The sequence below is a fragment of the Paenibacillus sp. J22R98 genome (assembly GCF_059383835.1).
Genome location: NZ_JBXENW010000001.1, coordinates 654,345 through 679,139 on the forward strand (window position 1 = coordinate 654,345; position 24,795 = coordinate 679,139).

Annotated in this window: 21 protein-coding genes; 20 read left to right on the forward strand and 1 reads right to left on the reverse strand. The window is 51.2% G+C overall.

The window, feature by feature from the left end; genetic code table 11:
• Positions 1–12 precede the first annotated feature (12 nt).
• The 18 genes from AC50Y3_RS03030 (at position 13) to AC50Y3_RS03115 (ending at position 23,027) form a co-directional block, all read left to right on the forward strand.
• Positions 13–1,005, forward strand: a complete 993-nt coding sequence (locus AC50Y3_RS03030; protein WP_494817276.1) for an aromatic acid exporter family protein — start codon at positions 13–15, stop codon at positions 1,003–1,005.
• A gap of 123 nt (positions 1,006–1,128) precedes the next feature.
• A complete protein-coding gene (locus tag AC50Y3_RS03035) occupies positions 1,129–1,683 on the forward strand; it encodes an outer spore coat protein CotE (RefSeq protein ID WP_090978422.1) in 555 nt (184 codons plus the stop codon).
• A gap of 137 nt (positions 1,684–1,820) precedes the next feature.
• Positions 1,821–3,278 (forward strand): putative amidoligase domain-containing protein, encoded by a 1,458-nt coding sequence (locus AC50Y3_RS03040; RefSeq protein WP_494817277.1) that lies wholly within the window; start codon positions 1,821–1,823, stop codon positions 3,276–3,278.
• A 1,402-nt stretch (positions 3,279–4,680) separates the two neighbouring features.
• A complete protein-coding gene (mutS, locus tag AC50Y3_RS03045; RefSeq protein ID WP_494817278.1) occupies positions 4,681–7,404 on the forward strand; it encodes a DNA mismatch repair protein MutS in 2,724 nt (907 codons plus the stop codon).
• Between the two features lie 24 nt (positions 7,405–7,428).
• Positions 7,429–9,648 (forward strand): DNA mismatch repair endonuclease MutL, encoded by a 2,220-nt coding sequence (mutL, locus tag AC50Y3_RS03050; RefSeq protein ID WP_494817279.1) that lies wholly within the window; start codon positions 7,429–7,431, stop codon positions 9,646–9,648.
• Complete coding sequence (locus AC50Y3_RS03055; protein WP_494817280.1) at positions 9,645–10,415, forward strand: class I SAM-dependent methyltransferase; 771 nt, start codon at positions 9,645–9,647, stop codon at positions 10,413–10,415. Before mutL ends, AC50Y3_RS03055 begins: the two co-directional genes overlap by 4 nt.
• Positions 10,412–11,425 carry a tRNA (adenosine(37)-N6)-dimethylallyltransferase MiaA gene (gene miaA, locus AC50Y3_RS03060; protein WP_494817281.1) on the forward strand — a complete coding sequence of 338 codons (1,014 nt, stop codon included), beginning with the start codon at positions 10,412–10,414 and terminating at the stop codon, positions 11,423–11,425. The genes AC50Y3_RS03055 and miaA overlap by 4 nt, the downstream gene beginning before the upstream one ends.
• A complete protein-coding gene (gene hfq / locus AC50Y3_RS03065) occupies positions 11,422–11,661 on the forward strand; it encodes an RNA chaperone Hfq (protein WP_090635997.1) in 240 nt (79 codons plus the stop codon). The genes miaA and hfq overlap by 4 nt, the downstream gene beginning before the upstream one ends.
• Positions 11,662–11,885: 224 nt before the next feature.
• Positions 11,886–14,489, forward strand: a complete 2,604-nt coding sequence (locus AC50Y3_RS03070) for a transglycosylase domain-containing protein (RefSeq protein WP_494817282.1) — start codon at positions 11,886–11,888, stop codon at positions 14,487–14,489.
• Between the two features lie 66 nt (positions 14,490–14,555).
• Positions 14,556–15,257 (forward strand): peptidylprolyl isomerase, encoded by a 702-nt coding sequence (locus AC50Y3_RS03075; RefSeq protein WP_494817283.1) that lies wholly within the window; start codon positions 14,556–14,558, stop codon positions 15,255–15,257.
• A 233-nt stretch (positions 15,258–15,490) separates the two neighbouring features.
• Positions 15,491–16,045 carry a ribonuclease FAU-1 family protein gene (locus AC50Y3_RS03080; protein ID WP_090985338.1) on the forward strand — a complete coding sequence of 185 codons (555 nt, stop codon included), beginning with the start codon at positions 15,491–15,493 and terminating at the stop codon, positions 16,043–16,045.
• Entirely contained in the window at positions 16,042–16,722 is a 681-nt protein-coding gene (locus AC50Y3_RS03085) for a YdcF family protein (RefSeq protein WP_494817284.1), read from the forward strand. Before AC50Y3_RS03080 ends, AC50Y3_RS03085 begins: the two co-directional genes overlap by 4 nt.
• A 118-nt stretch (positions 16,723–16,840) precedes the next feature.
• The gene (locus AC50Y3_RS03090) at positions 16,841–17,824 is read left to right on the forward strand and encodes an AAA family ATPase (protein ID WP_494817285.1); all 984 of its coding nucleotides are present in this window, start codon (positions 16,841–16,843) and stop codon (positions 17,822–17,824) included.
• Positions 17,825–17,855: 31 nt separating this feature from the next.
• A complete protein-coding gene (gene hflX / locus AC50Y3_RS03095) occupies positions 17,856–19,154 on the forward strand; it encodes a GTPase HflX (RefSeq protein WP_494817286.1) in 1,299 nt (432 codons plus the stop codon).
• Between the two features lie 37 nt (positions 19,155–19,191).
• Positions 19,192–20,478, forward strand: coding sequence for a methionine gamma-lyase family protein (locus tag AC50Y3_RS03100; protein WP_494817287.1), 1,287 nt, complete (start codon positions 19,192–19,194; stop codon positions 20,476–20,478).
• A 61-nt stretch (positions 20,479–20,539) separates the two neighbouring features.
• Positions 20,540–20,950 (forward strand): MerR family transcriptional regulator, encoded by a 411-nt coding sequence (locus tag AC50Y3_RS03105; RefSeq protein WP_090985346.1) that lies wholly within the window; start codon positions 20,540–20,542, stop codon positions 20,948–20,950.
• Between the two features lie 38 nt (positions 20,951–20,988).
• Positions 20,989–22,317 carry a type I glutamate--ammonia ligase gene (gene glnA, locus AC50Y3_RS03110; RefSeq protein ID WP_210658436.1) on the forward strand — a complete coding sequence of 443 codons (1,329 nt, stop codon included), beginning with the start codon at positions 20,989–20,991 and terminating at the stop codon, positions 22,315–22,317.
• A 131-nt stretch (positions 22,318–22,448) separates the two neighbouring features.
• Positions 22,449–23,027 (forward strand): hypothetical protein, encoded by a 579-nt coding sequence (locus AC50Y3_RS03115; RefSeq protein ID WP_494817288.1) that lies wholly within the window; start codon positions 22,449–22,451, stop codon positions 23,025–23,027.
• A gap of 100 nt (positions 23,028–23,127) precedes the next feature.
• Here the strand turns inward: AC50Y3_RS03115 and lexA are convergent, their stop codons facing one another.
• On the reverse strand, positions 23,128–23,748 hold the full coding sequence (gene lexA, locus AC50Y3_RS03120; protein ID WP_475780581.1) for a transcriptional repressor LexA: 621 nt from the start codon (positions 23,746–23,748) through the stop codon (positions 23,128–23,130).
• Between the two features lie 187 nt (positions 23,749–23,935).
• Between lexA and AC50Y3_RS03125 the strand changes: the two genes are divergently transcribed.
• Together AC50Y3_RS03125 and AC50Y3_RS03130 are read left to right on the forward strand one after the other, a co-directional pair.
• Positions 23,936–24,313: a LysM peptidoglycan-binding domain-containing protein gene (locus AC50Y3_RS03125; protein ID WP_494817289.1), complete on the forward strand. Its 378-nt coding sequence runs from the start codon at positions 23,936–23,938 to the stop codon at positions 24,311–24,313.
• Positions 24,314–24,582: 269 nt separating this feature from the next.
• Positions 24,583–24,786, forward strand: coding sequence for a DUF896 domain-containing protein (locus AC50Y3_RS03130; RefSeq protein WP_494817290.1), 204 nt, complete (start codon positions 24,583–24,585; stop codon positions 24,784–24,786).
• Positions 24,787–24,795: the final 9 nt, after the last annotated feature.

A 24,795-nucleotide genomic window follows, 5' to 3' on the forward strand; every position in this document is an offset into this window, starting at 1 on the left:
TAAGGAGCAATTATGGGAATCCGCGTTATCAAAACCGCTATAGCGGCGCTTGCTGCACTTTATACGGCACATTATCTCGGTCTGAACCCGCCGCTGTCTGCGGGCTTGCTCGCCATTCTGGGCGTCGAAGTCACCCGCATGAAAGGGTTGCGAAGTGCCTTCGACCGATTCATGGCCTCTGTGCTCGGTTTATTCTTTGCTTCATTATTATTTATGGTGCTCGGCTTCCATCTCTGGACGATCTCGATCTTCGTCCTGTTCGCTTTTCCGATATTATCACGGTTTCATCTTAAGGATGGTATCGTCACGAGCGCGGTAATCGTCTTTCATATTTATGCGAAGGAAGAAGTTACAACTGCGTTGATCGGCAACGAAATTATGCTGCTGCTGACCGGCTTGGGCTGGGCAACCGTCATTAATTTGCTCTATATGCCGAAGGAAGAGCATAAGCTAGTTGAACTCCGACATGTGACGGAGGAGAAGTTCGGCCGGATCTTTCAAACGATGGCTGCAACGCTGCGCTCGCCGTCACTTGTATGGAATGGAGAAGAGCTGCTCGAAGCGGGGCAGGCGATTGAGGAAGGCATCCGGCGTTCGGAGATCGCCCGCGAGAATCGGGTATGGGGGCAAGACAGTGTGTACGGCCGCTATTGGCCGAATTATTTTGACATGCGTCAGCAGCAGCTGGACTCCATCAGTTTGATGTTAACGCAATTGGCGCTAGTCTATGAATCGTTGCCGCAGGGCGAGCTTGTCGCAGAGCTGTTCGAGCATTTGGCTGACGATGTGAAATCCGAGGTGTACGAGGGAAAAGTCGATGAGATGCGATTGCAGCTGAAATCCCGCTTCCCTTCCATGCCGCTTCCCGTAACCCGTGATGAATTCGAAATGCGTGCGGCGCTATTGCATTTGGTGCATGAGCTCCAGCGCTATCTCTCGATCGCAAAACGGCTCAAAAAACAGAAAAACAGCCTGAAGGCTGCCGCGCGCGAAGCAAACGTTTAATGGAATTCTGCTAATAATATGAATTAGCCTATAAAATTTGTACATGTCAAAAAGAAATAGTCACCCTAGACGAATGTCCTGCATACACTTTAATTGAATGATTGTATGGAGGAGGTTAGATCGATGGCTTATGCAGATAAACAGCTTAAGGCTAGAGAAATTATTACCAAAGCTGTCTGCGGCAAAGGTCGTAAGTTTTCCACAGTAACTCATAACGTTACGCCGCCTCATCACCCAACTAGCATCTTGGGCGCTTGGATTATTAATCACCAATATGAGGCGGTCCGTTCCGGAGACGGGATCGAAGTTATCGGTACTTACGATGTCAACATCTGGTATTCTTACAACAAAAACTCGCAGACTGACGTAGCGAAAGAAACATTATCCTACGTCGAACATGTGCCGCTCTCCTATCTCGATCCGAAGCACCGGGCTTCGACCGAGGAAGTATCTGCGGAGTCAACGCAAGAGCCTAATTGCATTGAAGCTAACATTTCGTCCAGCGGCAACAGCGTCGTCATTCGCGTGGAGCGCGAGTTTGCGGTCGTTCTGGTTGCTGAAACGAAGGTGTGGGTAGCTACTTTGCCGGGTGGTTCGGATGACGGCAAAGATTACGATTACGGCGATGATGGTGACTTTGAAGATTTGGATCCGGAGCTGCTCGACGACGAACTGTAATTTTCGCGGGTTACAGTTAGGTTAGTGTATCGTATGCGAGAGCGGGGAAAGATTCGAGGGCGAGAGCCCTCTTTTTTTTCGAAAAATAGCGGAGTACGTTTGTTCATTGCAAAAGAGTGCGATCGGAGTGGGCGGCGATGGCTGGCAGGGTCTGGTTGAGCAGTGGAGCAGAAGTCGTCCCTTTCGGAGGTAGCACGGAAGGGGCAGGTTGGGATGGCAGCCCCGACGCCGAGGATGCCGTCCTTGTGGGGCGTAATGGGCTAGGCTTGGCTTCCAGGTGGCGCGAAATGGCCAAGCAGCCGCTTGTTATCAATGCAGGCGCTGCGGCTTTCTCCGTTTGGGACGAGGAGGAGGTGCGCAGGCGGATCGTTCGTGCTGGCGCGGCGATATGGCGAGATGAGCAGGGAGAGAATCGAATCCCTAGCTACGAAGTCTCGATGTTCCAGCTGCTGCCTATCGCTGTGGAGAGGAAACGAAAACGGCTTAGCGGCCAAGCTGACGTGCTGCTGGGTGAAGTGCATAAGGAAGTTCTGCCCGAGGACGCGAGATACAAACCTTTCGTCCGTTTAGCGGCTCGGGCACTCTATGCTTGCGGATTAGATAATGGCATCGTCGAGCTTGCTGAGGGGGAGCAGGGGCGGTGCTTTGTCGCGCGCATTACGCTTCCGTCGCTGGCTGACTATCGGCAAGGGTATTGGAAGGAAGCGGTGCTGCGATTAGAGCGTGAGTTGGGGGCAGGAGCGGGAGCAACTACTTTATCGTCCATTCTGATTGGGGCTGATCCTGAATTTCTGCTTCTTGACGGTGAGGGCAAAGTGGTGTCTGCTGCCCGCTACTTGGAGGGCGGGCATGGAGCCGGCTGCGATGCCGTTGTGGTGCGAGGGCAAATACGGTATCCAATCGCCGAGCTCCGGCCTGCTCCGGCCGCAATGCCGGATGAGCTTGCGCGGAACATCCGCATGCTATTGCAACAGGCCTCGCAGCGAATCCCGAGCGAGCCGGTGCTGCGCTGGGCGGCAGGGGGGATGCCTGCCGCAGGGTTTGCGCTAGGCGGCCACATCCACCTCAGTGGCGTCTATATGACGGGGAGGCTGTTACGCTTGCTGGACAGCTATGTAGCGTTCCCGCTTGCCATGATCGAGTCGGCTGGGGAAAAGTCGCGCCGTCCGAAATATGGCTTTCTTGGCGATTTCCGGCTTCAGCCGCATGGCGGCTTCGAGTATCGGACGCTGCCGAGCTGGCTCGTGTCGCCGCTGGCTGCGAAGGCTGCTTTTGCCTTGGCGCTGCTTTGCGCGAGTGAAACAAAAACGCTGAGCTATTGTCCCGCGGAAGAGGAGCGGTATGTCGCCGCCTATTACGCAGGCGACAGCGCTGAGCTGCGCGGCTGTTTGGAGCTGTTGGCCTCGTCGATGACCTCGACGAGTTCCTACCGGGAGCTGGAGCAATGGATTGAACCGCTGCTCATGGCGATTCGCGATGGGAAGACGTGGGACACGGAAGCGGATCTGCGTACGAAGTGGCGGATTCCACTCGGGAGTGGCGAGGATAGACGGCCAGTTACTCAGGCGAATCGTTCGGTTAGGTCACTTGAGTAGGGTGTCACTCGGACTGTAACGAACCATACAGGTCTTATTTTGGTATCAGATAGCCTTTTTCCGCTCTATTTACCTTCAATAGCGCCTCCACGGTTCGTTAGAAAAAATATTAAAGCTTTTTTCGCTTAAATAAGGCCCTGCGGGTTCGTTAGAGCTTAATCGCGACAACAAATGTACGATTGTTGTCGCGGTTAAGCAGTAGCGAGCAACACAATCTAGCGAAAGCGTGGCAGGGATGAATGTGTTGCTCTGGGAGCAATACATTTTCGCGATTAGTTTGGCAGCGATGGATGTGTAGCTCTAGGAGCAACACAATGCCGCGAAGATCGCGCCAGCGTTGGGAGTGTAGCTCTGGAAGCAACACAATCCCACGATAAGTGTGTCGGCGATGAATGTGTAGCTCTGAGAGCAACACAATCCCAAGATGAGCGCGCCAGCGATGGATGTGTAGCCCCCAGGGCAATACATTGGTTGGGATAGGGTTAGTTTAGAGAAAGAGTAGCACCCAGGGCAACACATTGGCGGAAAAAAGGTGAGTTTAGAGAAAGAGTAGCTTCTGGAGCAACACATTGGTGGTGGAACGTCGAAAAGAGCTAGAATAGCGCCAAACTATAAGAAGTATATCTAGAGGTCTACATAGCAGGAAATGCAGCAAATTTCGTACAAGTAGCGCGTCCAGTGATCTACATGGAGAGTAAAGCGGTGATTTTGGTGCAAGAAGCACATCTAGAGTTCTACAAGGTAACCAGTTCAGCAGAAGACTGCCCGAAGAGAGCAGTATTAGAGCAGCACATTGGTGGGCAAGCGACGCATGAATAAGCTATGGGAATGATTAGTTGAAGAGCAAACTTTGGAGTAACATTTGGCAGTTTTGAGAGGTAACGGTTACCGTTCATGCGTTCATGAATGCAGTGATGGATTGTGCCTCCACAATAGAGGTACGTAGTACCGCTCATGGGCAGCTAATGGTGAAATGAGGTCAATGAGAGGTATGTGGTACCGTTCTTATACCTCAAATGGAGATATTCGGGTGGAGAGCGGTACAGGGTACCGCTCTCTTCCCGGCTGAGCAGCCTGGCCGATTGAGCGGCTAGCCACTCCGCATATATGAAAAATGGCCAGACATCAACAGGATGTCGGCCATTCTCAGTTCCTAACTACCATTAATGTGAACCGCACCGGTCGGGGAGTTTTGATTGCTCGACAAGCTCTCGGAACAACACAATCCCGCAAAATTCGCTCCATCGTCGATCATGCTACCCAAGTAGCAACAAGCAAGTCAGTATGACTTACATATGTAGTTCAGACTAGGGCGCTCCAACCGGAGCGCTTTTTCTGTTATAATGAAGGTCTGTTTGTTCATAGCACGCAAATATACGTAAATTCATATAGGAGGGGTCGCATGACTGCATATACCCCGATGATTCAGCAATATTTGGGCATCAAGGAAGGCGCGAAGGACGCGATTCTGTTTTTCCGTCTGGGCGATTTTTATGAAATGTTTTTTGACGATGCGATTAACGCGTCTAGGGAATTGGAGATAACACTTACCGGCCGCGAGGGCGGGGGCGACAAGAAAATTCCGATGTGCGGCGTACCCTATCATTCCGCTGAGGGATACATAGCTCGCTTAATTGAGAAAGGTTTCAAAGTTGCGATCTGCGAACAGGTAGAGGACCCGGCCGCTGCAAAAGGGGTCGTTCGTCGCGAGATCATCCGAGTCGTAACGCCGGGTACCGTGATGGAATCGAAGTCGCTCGCCGATAAAGCGAACAACTTCATTGTGGCCGTGGCAGAGCATGGCGGCGCGTTCGGCGTTGCCGCATGTGATTTAACGACCGGTGAGCTTTATGTCACTTCGTTCTCCGCTGCACAAGAAGCATTGACGGATGAAGTGAACGTCTATCATCCTTCTGAGATTGTCGGCGATGCGGGAGCGATGGAGCAGCTTCGCTCGGCAGCAGCGGTTTGGAACCGTCCGGTCCTCTTCACGGAGCGAATACCGATGGATCCGGAGCGGCTGGCACAGCAATTCAGTCAATTGACGCTGGATGCTCTGGCACCTGCCAGACATCGGGCAGTCAGCTTGCTGACCGGTTATCTGGATGAGACGCAGAAGCGCTCGCTAGGTCATGTCAGACGTATTTCGGTCTACGAGCCGAACCAATATATGATTCTTGATCCGTTTACAAGACGAAACTTGGAGTTAGTCGAAACGGTACGCGACCGTCACAAGAAAGGCTCGCTCCTGTGGCTGTTAGATCGTACTCGCACCTCGATGGGTGCAAGGCTGCTGAGAAGATGGATCGATAAACCACTCCTGTCGAAGTCGACGATTGATGAGCGGCTTGAAGCGGTGGACAGGCTGTATGGCAATTTTATTTTGCGTGATGAGCTGCGCCGCGAATTGAATGAAATCTATGACTTGGAGCGACTGGTTGGCCGAGTTGCATACGGAAGCGCGAATGGTCGTGATTTGAATGCATTGAAGTCGTCCCTTCAGCACGTGCCTGCCATTGCTGCTCTATGTGCGGATTCAGACTCCGAGACCTTGCGTAAGCTGGTGAAGGACGTCGATCACTGCGCTGATCTGGCTGAGATGATCGAGACGGTCATCGTTGAAGAACCGCCTGTTTCTGTTCGTGAAGGCGGATTGATCCGGGCTGGTTATGACCGCTATCTGGACGAGCTTCGTGAAGCGAGCGTGAACGGCAAGAAGTGGCTTGCAGAACTGGAACGCAGAGAGCGCGAGGCAACCGGAATTAAGTCACTGAAGATCGGCTACAACAAAGTGTTCGGCTATTACTTGGAAGTGTCTAAAGCGAACATTGGAAGTCTTCCTGAAGGCCGTTATGAACGCAAACAGACGCTTACGAACGCTGAACGTTATGTAACACCGGAGCTGAAGGAGAAAGAAACACTGATCCTCGAGGCAGAGGACAAAATGGTCGACCTGGAGTATGCCAAATTTGTAGAGCTTCGTGATCACCTGAGCGCTCAACTGCACCGTCTTCAGAAGCTTGCCGAAGTGCTCGCTGCCTTGGATGTGTTTCAATCCCTTGCAACCGTCAGCGGCGAGCAGCGTTACGTGAAGCCGAAAGTGACGGAAGGGTATGATTTTGTCGTACAGGAAGGTCGTCATCCCGTTGTTGAGGCGGTTATGGACGCAGCGTTCATTGCTAATGATACATCGCTTGCGAACGGCGTAGATAAAGCTTCGATGCTGCTAATTACCGGACCGAATATGGCCGGAAAAAGCACTTATATGCGCCAGGTTGCCCTTGTCAGCATCATGGCTCAAATCGGCTGCTTCGTTCCGGCGAAATTCGCGGAAGTCCCGCTTATTGACCGCATTTTCACGCGTATTGGCGCAGCGGATGATCTGATCGGCGGACAGAGTACGTTTATGGTGGAAATGAAAGATATTCAGATCATGACGGAGAAAGCGACCGCTCAAAGTCTGGTGATTATCGATGAGCTGGGACGTGGAACATCCACGGGCGAAGGCATGGCGATCGCACAAGCGGTCATCGAGTTTGTTCATCATGAAGTGGGCTGTAAAGCGCTCGTTTCAACGCATTTTCATGAATTGGCTCATCTGGGCGATACGCTTCCGCGTTTGGCGAATGCCTGCATGGCTGTTCAAGAAACCGGCGACAATGTCACTTTCTTGCGTAAACTAGTCCCCGGAGCGGCCGGAAGCAGCTATGGGATCTATTGCGCGCAGCTGGCCGGATTGCCCGGCAGCATCATCGATCGTGCGTATTCGCTCCTTGAGCTGCACTCGGATCAAGAACACTTAGCAGCTGCGGCCGCGATTAAGCTTCCTTATGTCGCAGAGGCTGCCGCCGCTTATGCAGCACCAACAGCAATGGCGCCAACGGCGGTGGAACCGCCCATTATAAATGAACCTGTTCATGTACCCGAGCCTGCAGCAGCAGCGGGTGTCGTTCAACTTTCCATATTTGAAGAAGCAGCTCCAAGCGCAGGCAAGTCCCGTAAAGGTAATACACGCGCGGAGCAGCTGGCAGAGCAGCTTCGGAAGCTGGATCTATTTAATTTGACGCCAATGCAAGCCATGCAATGGCTGAATGATATGAAGCTCAAGCTAAACGACGAACATTGATAGCTCAGGAGGTGTATGGTCGAGATGAGCAAAATCCGTATTTTGGACGAGCAATTAGCCAACCAAATTGCCGCAGGCGAAGTGGTGGAGCGGCCATCGTCCGTTGTGAAGGAACTCGTAGAGAATGCGGTTGACGCAGGCAGCAGTGCCATCGATATCGTAATTGAAGAGGGCGGTCTAACCCTTGTGCGCGTGACAGACAACGGTTCCGGCATTGAGGGCGATGATATAGAGACGGCGTTCTACAGACATGCAACGAGTAAAATTTCGTCCAGCAAAGATTTGTTCCGCATAGCAAGCCTCGGCTTCCGCGGCGAAGCACTTCCGAGTATCGCCGCTGTAGCCCGCGTTGAATGCGTGTCATCGCCGGAGAAATCCGGACTTGGCCGCAAGCTTGTTATCGAAGGAGGCACGATTACCGCCAATGAAGAAGCGAATGCGCCGCAAGGAACGGATATTAGCGTGCGCGAGCTGTTTTATAATACACCTGCCAGGCTTAAGTATATGAAGACGATCCAAACGGAGATCGGACATATTGCGGATTATGTGAACCGCCTTGCCCTCGCACATCCCGGTATTGCCTTTACATTAAAGCATAACGGCGGTTTGCTGCTTCGCACGCTCGGGAGCGGCGATCGATTGCAAGCTTTTGCGGCAATCTACGGCACGGCGACGGCAAAGGCGATGCTGCCGGTTTCCGGCGAACATCCGGATTATGAGCTGCAAGGGTATATTTCGAAACCGGAGCAGACGAGATCGAACCGCAACGGGATTACCATTGTCGTAAATGGCAGGTACATCCGCAGCTTCGTGATCAACCAAGCGATTATGCAAGCCTATCACACGCTGCTTCCGATCAACCGTTTCCCGCTGGTTGTGCTTGAGCTTGGCATGCATCCGAGCTTGCTGGATGTTAACGTCCATCCTTCCAAGATGGAAGTGCGCTTCAGCAAAGAGGCCGAATTGCGCGAGTTTATTGAAGAAGCCGTCAAACGTGCACTCGGTAAGCAGCGGCATATCCCGGGCCCGGCTGCGTCAAATGACCGTTCGAAGCCGCTATTCGTTCAAGATCGCATCTCTTTCCACCAACCGGATGATACGTTCTCGAAAGCTGCTCCACCGGCAGCCCCATCAAGCGGGCAGTCGGTATCCGCAGCTGAAATCGCCGCGGCTCTGCAAATTGCTGAAGAAGCTATTGCGAGTACAAGTCTAAGCGGTGCTACGGCTCCAGCGCCCCAACAGCCGCAGGGGCGGCAATCATATGAGAATTCCACTATGGCGGATAAGGCGCAGTCGAACGGGAGCAGCAACAATGCCAGCTCTCGCACGCAAGGGGGGCGCGAATTTTATACCCCGGATTGGCAAGCAGGAGTCAACCGAGCTGCCATCCCTAAAGATGCGACCGAACGACTCTATGCGCCTCCAAGTGCACAGGGGGCGATTGCACGGGAATCCGAGCTGGGCTACGCGCCAAACAGCGCGGGAAGCCAAGCGGAGCAGAGCACTGTACCTGCGAATTACGTCTCTGAGCATACACTTGCTTCTAACTCAGAGGTGAACAGCTCCGTGAGCTCGTCAAATGACTTCTCCAGCGCACGTGCTGTGTCATCTAGCTATGCAGCTGAATCTCAGCCTTTGCGTGATCCTGCAACGCCGACGTTTCCCGAGCTGTACTGGATTGGCCAGCTTCACGGCACGTACATTATCGCGCAGAACGAAGAAGGACTCTTCCTAATTGATCAGCATGCCGCGCATGAACGGATCAATTATGAATATTTCTTCGAGAAATTCAGCAGGCCGGAGCAGGCTAGTCAGCAGCTGCTCGTGCCGCTGACGATGGAATTTACGCAATCGGAGGCTGCCGCCTTGAAAGGCAAGCTGCATTACATGCAGGAAGCCGGTGTAGAGCTCGAACCGTTCGGGGCGCATACGTTCCTAGTTCGCTCTTATCCGGAGTGGCTGCCTGAAGGCGAGGAGCACAATGTCATCGAAGAGATGGCAGAGTGGCTCATCAGTGAACGGGGAGCGATTGATATTGGCAAGATGCGAGAGAAATCTGCGATCATGTGCTCCTGCAAAGCCTCGATCAAAGCGAATGACAGGCTGACGCGCGAAGAAGGCGAGGGACTGCTGCGAAGACTTGCTTCCTGCATCCAGCCTTACACCTGTCCACATGGCAGACCGATTGTCGTCCATATGACCACCTATCAGCTGGAGAAGATGTTTAAGCGGGTGATGTCATGATCGTCACTACGCCTCACAAGCCAACACCAGAGCAGACAGCCTATGCCGCAAGTCTGGCAGAAGAGCTTGGAGGGCGCTACGTTCCGCGTAAACAAGACTCGCTCAGCCTACTCAAAACGAAATACAACGACAACCGCCTGCTTGTTGCAGACGACCGAGGACTACGCTATTATGAGGAATCGGAGGAGCCGCTGTATTTTCATCCCAGCATGGCTTATGTTCGCGTAAAACGAATGCGTAAAGGCGAAGCCGACCCGCTCATCTCGCTCACCGGCTGTCAGCCGGGTGATTATGTAATCGATTGTACGGCAGGTTTGGGCTCAGATGCATTGGTGTTTGCCTACGCTGTTGGTGAGGAAGGCCGCGTAACGGCGCTCGAAAGCGAACGGATGCTGTACACCGTCGTTCGCGAAGGGCTGAAGACGTACGAGACCGAGCATGCGGACGTAAACGCGGCACTGCGCCGTATAGAGATGCAATTTACGAACCACATCGACTACCTGGCCGCTTTGCCGGATAAGAGCGTAGATATCGTTTATTTCGATCCGATGTTCCGCAAGCCGATGCATGATTCGTCAGCTTTGCAGCCCTTGCGAGGACTCGCCAACAACGATGCGCTTCAGGAAGAATCGGTTCGTCAGGCCACCCGTGTAGCCCGCAAGATGGTTGTCCTCAAGGAGCACCAAGGCAGCGATGAATTTGAGCGGCTGGGCTTCGAGCGACGTCATATTAATAAAATAGCTTACGGAGTGATTCTGCCAACATGAGCTCAGCGACAACCCATACAGAGAGTAACAAGCCGAAGCTGCTTGTGCTGATTGGCCCGACAGCAGTCGGTAAAACAAGATTAAGCCTGGAGCTCGCCAAAGCGTTCAATGCCGAAATCATATCCGGCGACTCCATTCAAGTGTATAAAGGAATGGACATCGGTACCGCCAAAATCAAACCGGAGGAGCGGGAAGGAATTCCGCACCACTTGATCGATATTTGTGAGCCGACCCATTCTTTCTCAGTCGCGGAATTTCAAGAGCGCTGTGCCGTGCTCATTCCGGAGATTGAGAGCCGCGGGAAGCTGCCTTTTATCGTCGGCGGTACAGGCCTTTATGTGGAATCCGTCGCATACGGCTACGATTTTGCCGAAGTAGGCTCCGATGATGCCTATCGGGAAGAGCAGCGTCTCTATGCGGTTGCGCATGGCGCAGAAGCGCTGCATGATCGGCTTCGCGCCGTCGACCCGGAAGCAGCGGATCGGCTGCATCCAAACGACCAACGCCGCGTCATTCGCGCGTTAGAAGTGCATCATTTGACAGGTACGACGGTTTCGCAGCAGCTGGAAGGACAGAAAAAGACTTCCCCGTTCGAACTCTGTATTATTGGGCTCACAATGGACCGCGCGAAGCTGTATGAACGGATCAATGAGCGAGTCGACGCGATGATGGATGAAGGTCTTGTGGATGAAGTGAAGAGGCTGCTGGCTGAAGGTGTTCCAACCAATGCAGTGTCGATGCACGGACTCGGCTACAAGGAAATTGTCCTTTATTTAGAAGGTCATCTCACGCTAGAAGAAGCTGTGGAACTGCTGAAGCGCGATACAAGACGGTTTGCCAAAAGACAGTTGTCCTGGTTCCGTCATATGGGCGATATCCACTGGATTGACACCGATGAAAATTTTCACAAGAATTTGCAAGCAATTTATGGTATAATAGCAGGAAAGTTTAAGATCGATATTGAATATACTTTTAACCAACCTTTTGACGATGGGGGTAACGCGCAATGAACAAATCAATCAACATTCAGGATACATTTCTGAACCAACTCCGCAAAGACAGCGTGCCGGTAACCGTTTATTTGACGAACGGTTTTCAGATTCGCGGTGTCATCAAAGCATTCGACAACTTCACGATCGTCATTGACAGCGAAGGCCGTCAGCAAATGGTGTACAAGCATGCGATCTCGACCTTTACCCCGCAGCGCAATGTTTCGCTCATGCAGGTTCAAGACAACGAAGCGTAACTTCCGGAGCGCATGTTTTGAAACCTTTTCAGAACATGTAACGTTTAATTGGATAGCGGCACGACAGAGCAACCCTTGCGACGTGCAGGGTTGTTCTTTTTTTGATGGGCAGGAGAGCACGTGATGAAGATGTTTCAAACCTCCTGTTGCCGTTTACTCATATAGGGTATAAATAGAGAGAGTGCACAATTTAGGAGTGACAGAACTGGAGGGGACCTGAGCTTATGGCTGATGGACCACGCAGCACGAGGAACAAGAAGGTAGAGAAGAAAGGTAAGAAAACGAAAACCAACAAAAAACGTAAATGGGCCGTCTGGTTGTTTTTTACCGGAGCGGTTGCCATAGTATGTGGCATCATCGGTTATTTGTTGATTATTTTGAACGGCGAGCGCATTCTTGCCGAGAACCAAGATAAATTCATATTGCCGGAGTCTTCGACGGTTTATGATGCGAAGGGCAATGAAGTTACCAAGCTGTCTCAGGCTGGCGGCAACCGGGAAACGGTGGAATTCGCGGATATTCCGTTGCTTATGCGCGAAGCCGTCATTGCGACGGAAGATCGCCGCTTCGAGGAGCATTCCGGGATTGACCTGTATTCGATCGGAAGAGCGATTGTCAAGGATATCGTTGCCCGCAGCGCGGTTGAGGGCGGCAGTACGATTACCCAGCAGCTCGCGAAGAACTTGTTCCTGACGCAGGATAAAACCTTCTTCCGTAAAGCGACAGAAGCCTCTATAGCGGTAGCGCTGGAGCACAAGAAGACGAAAGACGAAATTATTACGATGTACTTGAACCGGATTTATTTCGGTAAAGGTGCGTATGGGATTAAAGAAGCGGCGAGTTTTTATTTTGACACGGATCTGAAAGATCTGAAGCTATGGCAAATGGCGACATTAGCCGCAATTCCGAAAGCGCCGGGCAATTATAACCCGATTAATAATCCGATTAACTCGCAAGAGCGCCGTTCGGTCGTTCTGCAGCTTATGTTCGACCAAGGCTATATTACGCAGGCTGAGATGGATGAAGCGAAGGCTGTCGAGTATAAGCGTCCGGAAAATCAAACGAAAACTGCGGACGATTCCAACCTAACTTTCATTGATTATGTTGTCAATGAAGCCGTCGAGAAGAGCGGATTAACCGAGGAAGAGCTGCGGGTCGGCGGTTATAAAATTTATACGACGCTGAATACGCAGGCGCAATCGGTTATGGCGCGCGAATTTGAAGACGACGACAACTTCGAGAAGAGTGTCGACGACAAGCAGGAGCAAGGCGCAATGATCATCGTTGATCACCGAAACGGTGAGATTCAAGGGATGATCGGCGGCCGCGACTATGTGAACAAAGGATTGAATCGGGTGGTTCAACCACGCCAGCCGGGTTCGGCTTTTAAGCCAATCACGGTATACGGACCGGCGATTGAGAGCGGCGATTGGTTCCCATGGTCGATTCTGCAGGATGTGAAAACATGCTATGGCTCGTATTGTCCGTCCGACTCGAACAAAGTGAAATATATCGGACCTGTCGCTATGCGTCAGTCGTTGAAAGAGTCTCGCAATGCATCTGCTGTGTGGCTGCTTAACGAAATCGGCGTGAAAACCGGTCTGAAGTTCGCGGACAAAATGGGCTTCGAGCTCGACAGCTCCAAAGACCGTAACCTTGCGATCGGCCTCGGCGGATTAACCAATGGTGTAACTCCGTTTGATATGGCACGTGCATACAGCGCGTTCGCAAATGAAGGCAAGTCAGTAGATCCACATTCTTTGACCAAAATTACCGATAAGAACGAGGAAGTACTTTACCAATATGAAGCTCCTCAATCGGAACAGCTGATGAGTCCGGAAACTGCCTATTATATGACAGATATGATGCAGGCTGTAACCGAGAAGGGCGGTACCGGTACGGCAGCACGTATCGATCGTCCGGTAGCAGGCAAAACGGGTACAACGCAGCATGGTATTCCAGGCTTGAAAACAGGTAACAATCGGGATGCCTGGTTCGCCGGCTATACGGCTGAATGGACAGCGGTTGTTTGGATGGGCTATGATATTACAGATAAGAATCATATGATCAAGAAGAGCAGCGCGCAATCCGCCGCCATGTTCGGGAAAGTCATGAAAGACGCCATTAAAGGCGTGAAGAAAGACAGCTTCGCCAAACCTTCCGATGTTCAGGAAGAGAAACCACCGGTTGGCATTACGAACTTCAACGCGATTTATGATGAGGCGGGCGCGGTTGTGAAGCTGTCATGGTCACCGATTGAAGGGGAAGGCGTACAGTATCGTGTTTATCGCAAGGAAGCGAGCGAGAAAACCTTTACCAAGCTGCTCGATTCTTTAGAATCAGTTGTTAATGACATGAGCGTTGTGCCAGGAATGAGTTACACTTATTATGTAACGGCCTACGATGCTAAGAAAGATATGGAAGGGACACCTTCCGATCAATTGACCGTAGTGATTCCTGAAGCGGAGATTACGCCGCCGCCAACGGAAGAGCCTGGCGGGGAAGTTCCTCCGGGAGATGGAAATGAAACCCCTCCGGGCGAAGAGCTGCCGGGTGATGGCACTACGCCTCCGGGAGATGGGAATAACGGTGGTCAGACTCCGGGCAATGGCGGTGAAACACCGGGTAACGGCGGCGAAACGCCTGGAAACGGCGGACAGCCGACCGAGCCCGGTAACGGGAATGGCACGAACCCCGGGAATGGCACGGGCGACTCCGGCAATACGCCTGGAGACGGTTCCGTTCCTGCGGATGGTCAGCCTGATGCCGGCAACGGGAACACGAACGGGAATGGGGCGACTAATACGCCCCCTTCCACAACGCCTTAACTGAACAAAGCAGCAAAATAATCGACGCTGACTAACATTACGCAACACTTGGAGGATTTTCAGATTATGATGAACCGGACTGCACTCGTATTCATCCTTTCAGCCATGTTAATCGTAACGGCTGGATGTGGAGCCAAAACTAATAATTCGGTTCAAGAGAACCAAGGTACGCCTACTGAAGCGGTAGGTAACAACACGAGCGGCGGTGCTGCCGAAGAAGATGAATCGCCGAAGTCTTGGTCGGAAATGCCTGCTATGGCAATCGACAAAGAGAAGACTTACAACGCGACGTTCAAGACGAACAAAGGTGAGTTTACGGTAGAGCTCTTCGCGAAGGATGCGCCGCAGACTGTAAACAGCTTTGTTTTTCTCTCGAAAGAGAAGTTCTATGATGGGGTGAAATTTCATCGGATCATCAAGGATTTCATGATTCAAGGCGGAGACCCTCTGGGCAACGGAACAGGCGGTCCCGGCTATACCATTCCCGATGAGTTTAACAACGGGCATAAGTTTGAAGCCGGTATTCTTGCAATGGCGAATACAGGTCAACCGGAAAGCGGCGGCAGCCAGTTCTTCATTTGTACCGGTGAAGGCGCTGATTTCCTAAACTCGCAGCCGAATTATACCATCTTCGGTAAAGTGACGAAGGGTATGGAGACGATAACTGCAATTGCGAATACGCCTGTTGGACCCGGTAACGGCGAAGCGACGGACAGCAAGCCGACAGAAGATGTAACGATCGAATCGGTCAGCATTTCGGAGAAATAAGGTAGTCCCATAAGGAGAGCAGCCTGTGCTGCTCTCCTTATTTTTGTGCTCGGACAAGGAGGGCTTGGTTTATTTTCCCGGGTCGCTGGAGATAGACGGTAAGTTGTGGTAAGCTTTTTTTAATGAGGTAATTCTACCCTGCTGCAAGACACTTAGACATGAAATAGTCGTGCAGTTGTACGCGTTCTGCGCCGCAATCTAAGGGCGCGATCCTAACGGAAAGGTCGTTCCGTATGAAACGAAAATTTTCTGACCGAGCCAATTGGCGCCGCATCCTGCGAAGAAGCTATACGTGCCTCGCGATGGACGCAGACGAGTTTAAAGGACTTGTAACGTTCTACCGCATTCACGAATTGCGCGAACCGCTTTGGAAAGAATACAATGGGCGGAAATTATGCCTGGCTGACCGTGGATATTTGTGGATGCAGCATTTTCCTCGCGGTGAACACTTTGTCGTAACGACGATGTTCGATGATAAGAACCGAGTCGTCCAATGGTATATCGATATTTGCAAGACACAAGGTCTGACGGATCAGCAGGTGCCTTGGTTTGATGATTTGTATCTGGATGTTGTTGTGCTGCCTAGCGGTGAGGTGTTTCTTCTTGATGAGGATGAGCTGGAGGAAGCAGTAAGCCAAGGAACGGTGACGAACAAAGACGCCGCGCTCGCGCGCAAGACGGCAGGGCGACTCTTATCCACGATACGTAACGGACGATTCCGTTATTTCACGCTGAGTCTGAAGCATCGGAAGGCACTTGCCCAGAACGGTGAGCTAAGCGAATCATGAAGCAAACGGTCATTTCTAAACGGCCTCATAAGCGCAGTGCCCGCAAACGATCGAACAAATTCGTTCTCCTGTTGCGGATCTGCGCTTGGGTTGTGGCCTTAGGCGCTTTCTGGTGTGCTTATCTGCTGTGGGTCATTAACAGCTACGATATGCCTAAGCCTGTACCCAAAGCGGATGCGGCTATTATTCTCGGTGCAGCGCTATGGTCTGATCAGCCAAGCCCTGGACTGCGCGAGCGTCTCGATTTAGGTTTTCAATTGTACAAGCAGGGCAACTTCAAGTATTTTATTCTGTCCGGCGGACATGATCATAATGGGTCAACGGTTTCAGAAGCGGAAGGCATGCGTAATTACTTGGTGGCCAAAGGGGTTCCGGCTGAACGAATGGTGCTGGAGGAAGATTCCCGAAGCACCTATGAGAACCTGCTGTTTAGCAAACCTTTGGCGATGAAGCGGGGCTGGAAGAGTCTGCTGCTGATCTCGCATGATTTTCACGCTCCGAGAGCTGCCGATATCGCTTCGTATTTGGACTACCCTGCAGCAACTACCGCAATTGGACTGAAGTCTCAAGTCTTGTCTATCACGTTCAATCAAACTCGCGAAGTACTGGCCTTTACGAAGTGGAAAATGGATGAACTGCTGCTCCGAATGGGTGTTAGGCTGCCGAATTCGTTCTAATGTTGAATAGGGTGTTGTTCCCTTTGAAAACTGTTAATATGGCTGAAATCACTAGAATACAATGGATTATACGTGCAGCTTATGCCGATGATTCAGCGAAGGATAGGTGATGAAGCAGATGGACGAACGAGTTGTATCAACAGGAGGGAACGGCAGCGGCAGACCTTCGCGGCAGATCAATGTGGTGCTGCGCAGCAGTGAGCCTTATGCATCCACAAGCAGCTCGGCGCAAGCGCTGGAGAGTGAGCCGGTAGCGGTTGCCAAGCCGTTATCTCCCAATGATCCGTTTCTCGAAATTGGGCGCGAGCTTGATTCGATGGTAGGTCTTGATAATGTAAAGCTGCTTATTTATGAAATCTATGCGCTGCTGCAGATCAGCCGGATGCGTTCAGATGCCGGATTGACAGGCGGTTCGCATGTGTATCATATGATTTTTACGGGGAATCCCGGGACGGGCAAAACTTCGATTGCGAGAATCGTTGCCAAGCTGTTTAACAAGATGGGTGTGCTCTCCAAGGGGCATATGATCGAAGTGGAGCGGGCGGACCTCGTCGGCGAATATATCGGGCATACGGCGCAGAAAACACGTGATTTGGTGCGCAAGGCGCTGGGCGGCGTGTTATTTGTGGACGAAGCGTACAGCTTGGCTCGCGGCGGAGAGAAGGATTTTGGGAAAGAAGCGATCGATACGCTCGTCAAAGCCATGGAGGATCATCGGAACCAATTTGTGTTGATTTTGGCCGGTTATCCCCTCGAAATCGAGCATTTCCTCCTGACCAATCCCGGACTTCCATCGCGTTTCCCGATACAAATCGATTTTCCCGATTACTCGATCGATCAGCTGATTCAAATTGCGGAGCTGATGGTCAAGGATCGGGATTATACGCTCATGCCACAGTCTGTATTTAAGCTGCGGCAGCATCTGATGCTAGAGAAAACGATGACCATGTTTGCGTTTAGCAATGCACGTTATGTGCGCAATGTAATCGAGAAGGCATTTCGGCACCAAGCGGTGCGTTTATTGAATCAATATCCTACAGGATCGCCGGGCAAACAAGAGCTGATGGCAGTTCGACCGGAAGATCTGAAATGGGAAAAGTAACCGGCACGTATGAAGGAGTGGCAATTAACCGATGCGGCAATCTACTTATGATACCGATACGGATTTACAGGACCGAGCGATACTCGTCAGTTTAGTGACACCTAATATTAAACGGGGCTCAAGCGATCCGGAGCTTTCTTTGCAGGAGCTTGTAAGCTTGGCTGAAACTGCAGGCGTAGAAGTGCTTGCATCCATGACGCAGAACAAAGAGAAAGTCGATACAAAGTGGTTTATCGGCAAAGGCAAAGTCGAAGAACTGAAGGCGATGTCGGAGGAGCTTGGCGCGACAACGGCAATCTTCGATCAGGAGCTTTCCGGCGCACAGGTTCGTAATCTCGAAGAAGCATTGGATTTGAAAATCATCGACCGGACGCAGCTGATTCTTGATATCTTCGCACAGCGTGCTAAGACCCGCGAGGGGATTATACAAGTTGAGCTTGCTCAGCTTAGCTATTTGCTTCCGCGATTATCCGGTCACGGCAAGAATCTGTCGCGGCTTGGCGGCGGTATCGGGACACGAGGTCCCGGTGAATCGAAGCTTGAAACCGATCGCCGTCATATCCGGGATCGGATCTCTGATCTGAAGAATGTGCTCGATGAGGTTGTGAAACATCGTACACTTCACCGTGAGCGCAGACGGAAGTCCGGCGTGCAGCAAGTGGCTTTAGTCGGTTATACGAATGCGGGTAAATCAACGCTATTGCGAGAATTAACGCAGGCTGATGTGTATGTTGAGAACCAGCTGTTCGCAACGCTTGACCCTACTTCAAGAAATTTGGAACTTCCGAGCGGCAAAGAAGTGGTGTTGACGGATACGGTAGGATTCATCCAGAATCTTCCACATGATTTGGTTGCGGCATTCCGGGCAACACTGGAAGAGGTATGCGAAGCGGATTTGGTGCTTCATGTCATTGACAGCGCCTCTGAAATGCGCGAGGAGCAGATTTCGGTCGTGAACAGCATCATGCGCGAGCTTGGCGCTGACGGCAAACCGCAGATTATGGTCTATAACAAGATCGATATGTGCTCAGGCGACGATCATCAGTTCATACGTGCAGCGGCGGGCGGTCAAGATACCCTGGTTATGAGCGCGTTCAATAAGGACGATCTGCAAAGACTGCTGCAAACGGTCCAGGATAAGCTTAGCGGAGATACACGCGTATTCAAGCTTCCGGCCGATCGGGGCGATCTGATCGCGTTAGCTTACCGCACAGGCGACGTCATTGAGCAAGCTGTCGATGGGGACATTATTAAGCTGACCGTAGAGCTGAATAAGCAAGATTTCGAAGTGCATGGACATCGGCTGGCAGCCTATGCGGAGCAAGTATAACGAATAAGTTGAGTTACATGAGGAGAGTCAGAGGAAAGTGAAACAGCAAGAGAGTGAAAATTGGCTGGAATTAACGAAGTGGGCGGAGGCTGCAGAGATGCAGGCCGCCCCTGTTTTTCGTTCTATCGATGGAATCAGCGAGCGCAATCAGTGGAAAGTTATTGATGCTTTCCAGAAGCACCGCGTAAGCGATTATCATTTTAACGGATCGACCGGATATGGCTATAACGATCGCGGACGCGAAGTGTTGGATCTGGTGTATGCAGACGTGATGGGCGCGGAGGCGGCGCTTGTCAGGCCGCATTTCGTATCGGGCACCCATACGATCAGCTGCGCATTGTTTGGGCTTCTTCGACCAGGGGACGAGCTGTTATACATAACGGGGAAACCGTATGATACGCTGCATAAAGTCATCGGCAAACCCGGTGATGGAAAAGGCTCCTTGCAGGATTTCGGCATTGGCTATGGGGAGGTAGCTCCGCTAGCTGATGGTTCTATCGATTGGGAAACCGTGGCATCGCGGATGACAGAGCGCACCAAAGTAATCGGGATTCAGCGCTCGCGCGGATATGACTGGCGTGCTTCGTACACCGTTGCTGAAATCGGAGAGATGGTCAAGCAAGTGAAGGCGTTGAAGCCCGATGTCTACGTCTTCGTGGACAACTGTTACGGCGAATTTACGGAAGAGCTGGAACCGACGGAAGTCGGCGTTGATCTTATGGCAGGTTCGCTGATTAAGAATCCCGGCGGCGGTATTGCCCCAACAGGTGGATATGTGGCCGGTACGAAGAAAGCTGTGGAGCTGACGTCGTTCAGATTGACAGCACCTGGAATAGGCGGAGAGGTTGGAGCTACGCTCGGCACGCTTCGTGCGATGTACCAAGGCTTGTTCTTGGCACCGCATTTGGTCGGACAAGCGCTTAAGGGCAGCGTCTTCGGCGCCGCAATGTTCGAACTGTTAGGTTTTGAAAGCAATCCGCGTTTCGATGCACCCCGCACAGACTTGATCCAAGCGATTCGCTTCGAGCGGGCAGAACAGCTGATTGCCTTCGTACAGGGCGTACAGAAAGCATCGGCCGTTGATGCCCACGTAGTGCCGGAACCATGGGACATGCCCGGCTACGAACACCCCGTTATTATGGCTGCGGGGACCTTCATGCAGGGCGGCAGTTTGGAGCTGTCAGCGGATGCTCCGATCCGGGAACCGTACATTGCTTATATGCAAGGCGGACTTACTTACGCGCACGTCAAATACGGTGTTCTGAATGCTTTAACGGTACTAGCTGAGCGCGAGTTGGTTGTAATTAAACCTCACACGACTTGACACGTTTTTGGCACAGCGGTACAATGGTAGCATATATCAGAAACTGGAAGGTTGATGCGACATGGGTGACGAAATACGCAGAAATATGGCGCTTTTTCCGATCGGCATCGTCATGAAGTTGACCGACTTGACCGCGAGGCAAATCCGTTACTACGAGCAGCATGAACTGATAGTGCCCGCTCGTACGTCTGGGAACCAGCGGCTGTTCTCGTTCAACGATGTGGAGAGGCTGCTAGAGATTAAATCGTTAATCGAGAAGGGTGTTAACATTGCGGGCATTAAGCAAGTAATGAACCCTGTATCCAAGGAATCCGAAGACGCGACAGTCGTCAGCGAGCTGTCGGAAGTGAAGCGTCGTGAGCTCTCCGATGCACAATTGCATCGATTGCTTAAGCAGCAGTTGCTAGAGAAGAGACCTGGCAAGGCATCGATGATTCAAGGCCAGCTGTCCCGTTTCTATAACAAAAAGTAAAATGATGCAAACCAACTAGCCTTTAAGGAGATGATTCTGTGAGCTACAACAAAGATGACATCAGACGTATTTGCAAAGAACAGAATGTCCGGTTTATTCGACTTCAGTTCACCGATTTGCTGGGAACGATCAAGAACGTCGAAATTCCGGTAAGTCAGCTGGAAAAGGCACTCGATAACAAAATGATGTTCGACGGCTCGTCCATCGAAGGATATGTGCGGATTGAAGAATCCGACATGTACCTCTATCCGGACCTTGATACATGGGTTGTATTCCCGTGGGTTGCAGAGGATCGTATTGCCCGTCTGATCTGTGACGTATATATGCCTGACGGTACGCCATTTGCCGGAGATCCGCGCGGCATTCTGAAGCGCGTTCTGAAGGAAGCGGAAGAGCTTGGCTTTACTGCAATGAACGTTGGTCCGGAACCGGAATTTTTCCTATTCAAAACAGATGAGAAAGGCAATCCAACTACAGAGCTTAACGACCAAGGTGGTTACTTCGACCTTGCTCCGATGGACCTTGGTGAGAACTGCCGCCGTGAAATCGTATTGACACTGGAAGAAATGGGCTTTGAAATCGAAGCTTCTCACCATGAGGTAGCTCCGGGCCAGCACGAAATCGACTTCAAATATGCGGATGCGATTAAAGCAGCCGATCAAATTCAAACGTTCAAGCTGGTTGTCAAAACGATTGCTCGCCAGCACGGACTGCATGCTTCGTTCATGCCTAAACCGCTATTCGGCGTAAATGGTTCCGGTATGCACTGTCACCAGTCGTTGTTCCGCGGCAACGTGAACGCGTTCTACGATGAGAGCGACAAGCTTGGCCTAAGCCAAATAGCTCGTTATTACATGGCCGGTGTATTGAACCATGCACGTGCTTTCTCAGCGATTACGAACCCTACCGTAAACTCGTACAAGCGTCTGGTTCCTGGCTATGAGGCACCTTGCTATGTAGCATGGTCCGCGAGTAACCGCAGCCCGATGATTCGTATTCCTGCCTCGCGCGGTCTAAGCACACGGATAGAAGTCCGCAGCCCAGACCCCGCGGCTAATCCATACCTGGCTCTTGCTGTTATGCTTAAAGCAGGCCTTGATGGTATCCGCAACAAAACTCCGCTGCCGGCTCCGACTGACCGTAACATCTACGTGATGACGGATGAGGAGCGTATCGAAGAGGGCATCCCTACCTTGCCGGATGACTTGAAAGAAGCATTGACAGAGCTGCTTCGCAGCGAAGTCATTTGTGAAGCGCTTGGTGATCACGCGCTTGCTCACTTCTATGAGCTTAAAGAAATCGAGTGGGACATGTACCGTACGCAAATCCACGAGTGGGAACGCGATCAGTACCTGACGCTCTACTAGAACCGACGAAACCCTTGACGCCACTCGGCGTTGAGGGTTTTTTTGCGTCTATGGGAGGAAGTGTGTCCGCACTTGTACCGCTGCTTTCGCATAGTATGCCACAATAGCCATTCATTAAGGAGGCAGCCTATGTGAGGAAGAAAGCAGCGACAAAAGAGGAGCAACCGTTTCGACTTACCGGGGCGATATTATCCCATGTAGCAGCAACGATGGTGCCGTTCTTTAAGAAAATTGTGCAGAGCTATTCCTATGCGCTGAAGTGGTCGAAGGCTATAAGAGGCGCGGATTTAGATACTTTATCAGCATTGTTTAAATCCGTGGTGCCATCTGCTGATTTGGACGGTTTCTCTACAAACGGGATTGGCTACTTCTTTGATTTCAAGTTTCCGGAACCGATCCTGCAATATTCCGTCGGCACGACGATACCGCCGGGGTCGACCCAATTTACGTTCTCCACCCCGATTCATCGCGCTATTGCTAGAGCGGTCTTGCCTTTCTATCGAGCGCTTTTATCTTCTTCAACATACGCCGCAGCGGTAGCCGCAGCTGTGAACAATAAGAATCGGACTCGATTATCCTATTTGATTCGACAAAAAGTAACGGCGTATGCGCTGAAATCCATTCAAATTGATTTCTCAGGCATTGCTTTAAACTTCAAGTACAAGAGCAGTAAATTCACTTATCGTCAGTTGTTGTTCCGAGAATTGTAGGTTAGCTGACATAACGGAGGCACATCTGCGTGGGGCAGACAGAAAAGGGGCATTTCCGATCGCTGCTGCAGCGATAAGAAATGCCCCTTTGATTCGTGTATTAGTGGATGTCGCGGAAAAGTCCGATGACTTTGCCAAGAATGGAGACGTTACGCAGACGGATCGGTTCCATCGTCGAGTTCTCCGGTTGAAGACGGATATGATCCTTCTCTTTATAGAAGGTCTTCACAGTAGCTTCGTCTTCTTCTGTCATTGCAACGACGATATCGCCGTTCGAAGCGGTTTGCTGTTGGCGGACAATGACGTAATCGCCGTTATGAATGCCTGCTTCGATCATACTTTCTCCAACGACGTTAAGGATAAACACGTTGTGGTCGCCGACTCTGTCAGCCGGAAGGGGGAAGTAATCCTCGATATTCTCTGTTGCTGTAATCGGTACACCGGCCGTTACCTTACCTACTACAGGAACCTTCGCGATGGAGAGCGGGAATGGAATCTCGTTGTCTTCGCCGTCCAAAATCTCGATTGCGCGTGGTTTGGTTGGATCGCGGCGAATAAGGCCTTTCTTCTCCAGACGATCAAGATGGCCGTGGACAGTTGAGCTGGAAGCGAGTCCGACCGCTTCACCGATCTCACGAACGGAAGGCGGATAGCCTTTCTCGCGTACTTCCGTCTTAATGAATTCTAGTATCGCCTGCTGGCGGTTTGAAAGTTTCGACACCGGAATCACTCCAAAGTTTCATTTGTGTCAAATTATAGCACAGAACCGGAGTTCGTACAAACATAAGTTCGAGAAACACAGGTTCGCATATTTTTACGAACAAATGTTCCAAAAACGCTTGACCACAAACAAGTGTTCGTGTTATTCTAAGTTTAACAAATAGAACAAACGTTTGGGGTGCTGGAGAATGATGACAACGATGTCCACTTACTCTTCTAATTATAAAGGTGAAACTCGCAATAGTCGCGCTGTGAAGCGTACTTGGCAAGATAGAAGAACAGAACGTCTATTAATGAGACTTGCTGCAGCAACACTGTTCTTCGTACTGCTCTTCACAGGACTGTCACTGATGACAAGCCAAGCGAACAGCGAACATCCGGCAGCACCTACAGCTTCGGAGCAGATCCTCGTTGTAGGCTCCGGTGACACGCTATGGAACATCGCTAGCAGTATTCGGAAAGAAGGCGAAGATATTCGCCATGTTGTATTCAACTTAAAACAACGAAACAACTTGACCTCTAGTTCGCTGCAAGCCGGACAATCCTTGATTATACCCGTTGAATAGATAGATGCACGGTTTCAGCTTCTTATAGAAGGAATACATACTTACATTACGATCCGGGTGGATCCGCATTCACAAGTCTGAGTCTTCATTGCTCAGGCTTTTTTTATTTCTACCGGCATAACGTAATAATAAGGCGAACCAGACGTGGATAAAGCACAGCCAAGACAGGTCGATTCAAGCCCCAGATAGGGCCATTTCGCCTTGACAATGGGCAATTAAAAATGTCAAAGTAAAGAATGACATGTTGGCCGAATCAGGAAAGGAGCATAATGGAAATGGAAAAGATCATTGCCCGTATTAATGAACTCTCCCGAAAGAACAAAACAGTAGGGTTATCACCGGAGGAACTGGTCGAACGCGACGAGCTTCGCCGTTTATATCTTGAGAATTTCAAGAAAAACTTCCGTAATCAACTCGATACCATTAAATATGTGGAAGATGAAGAGAACGGGGAAGGTACGATCAAGCATTAGCAGCAGTCT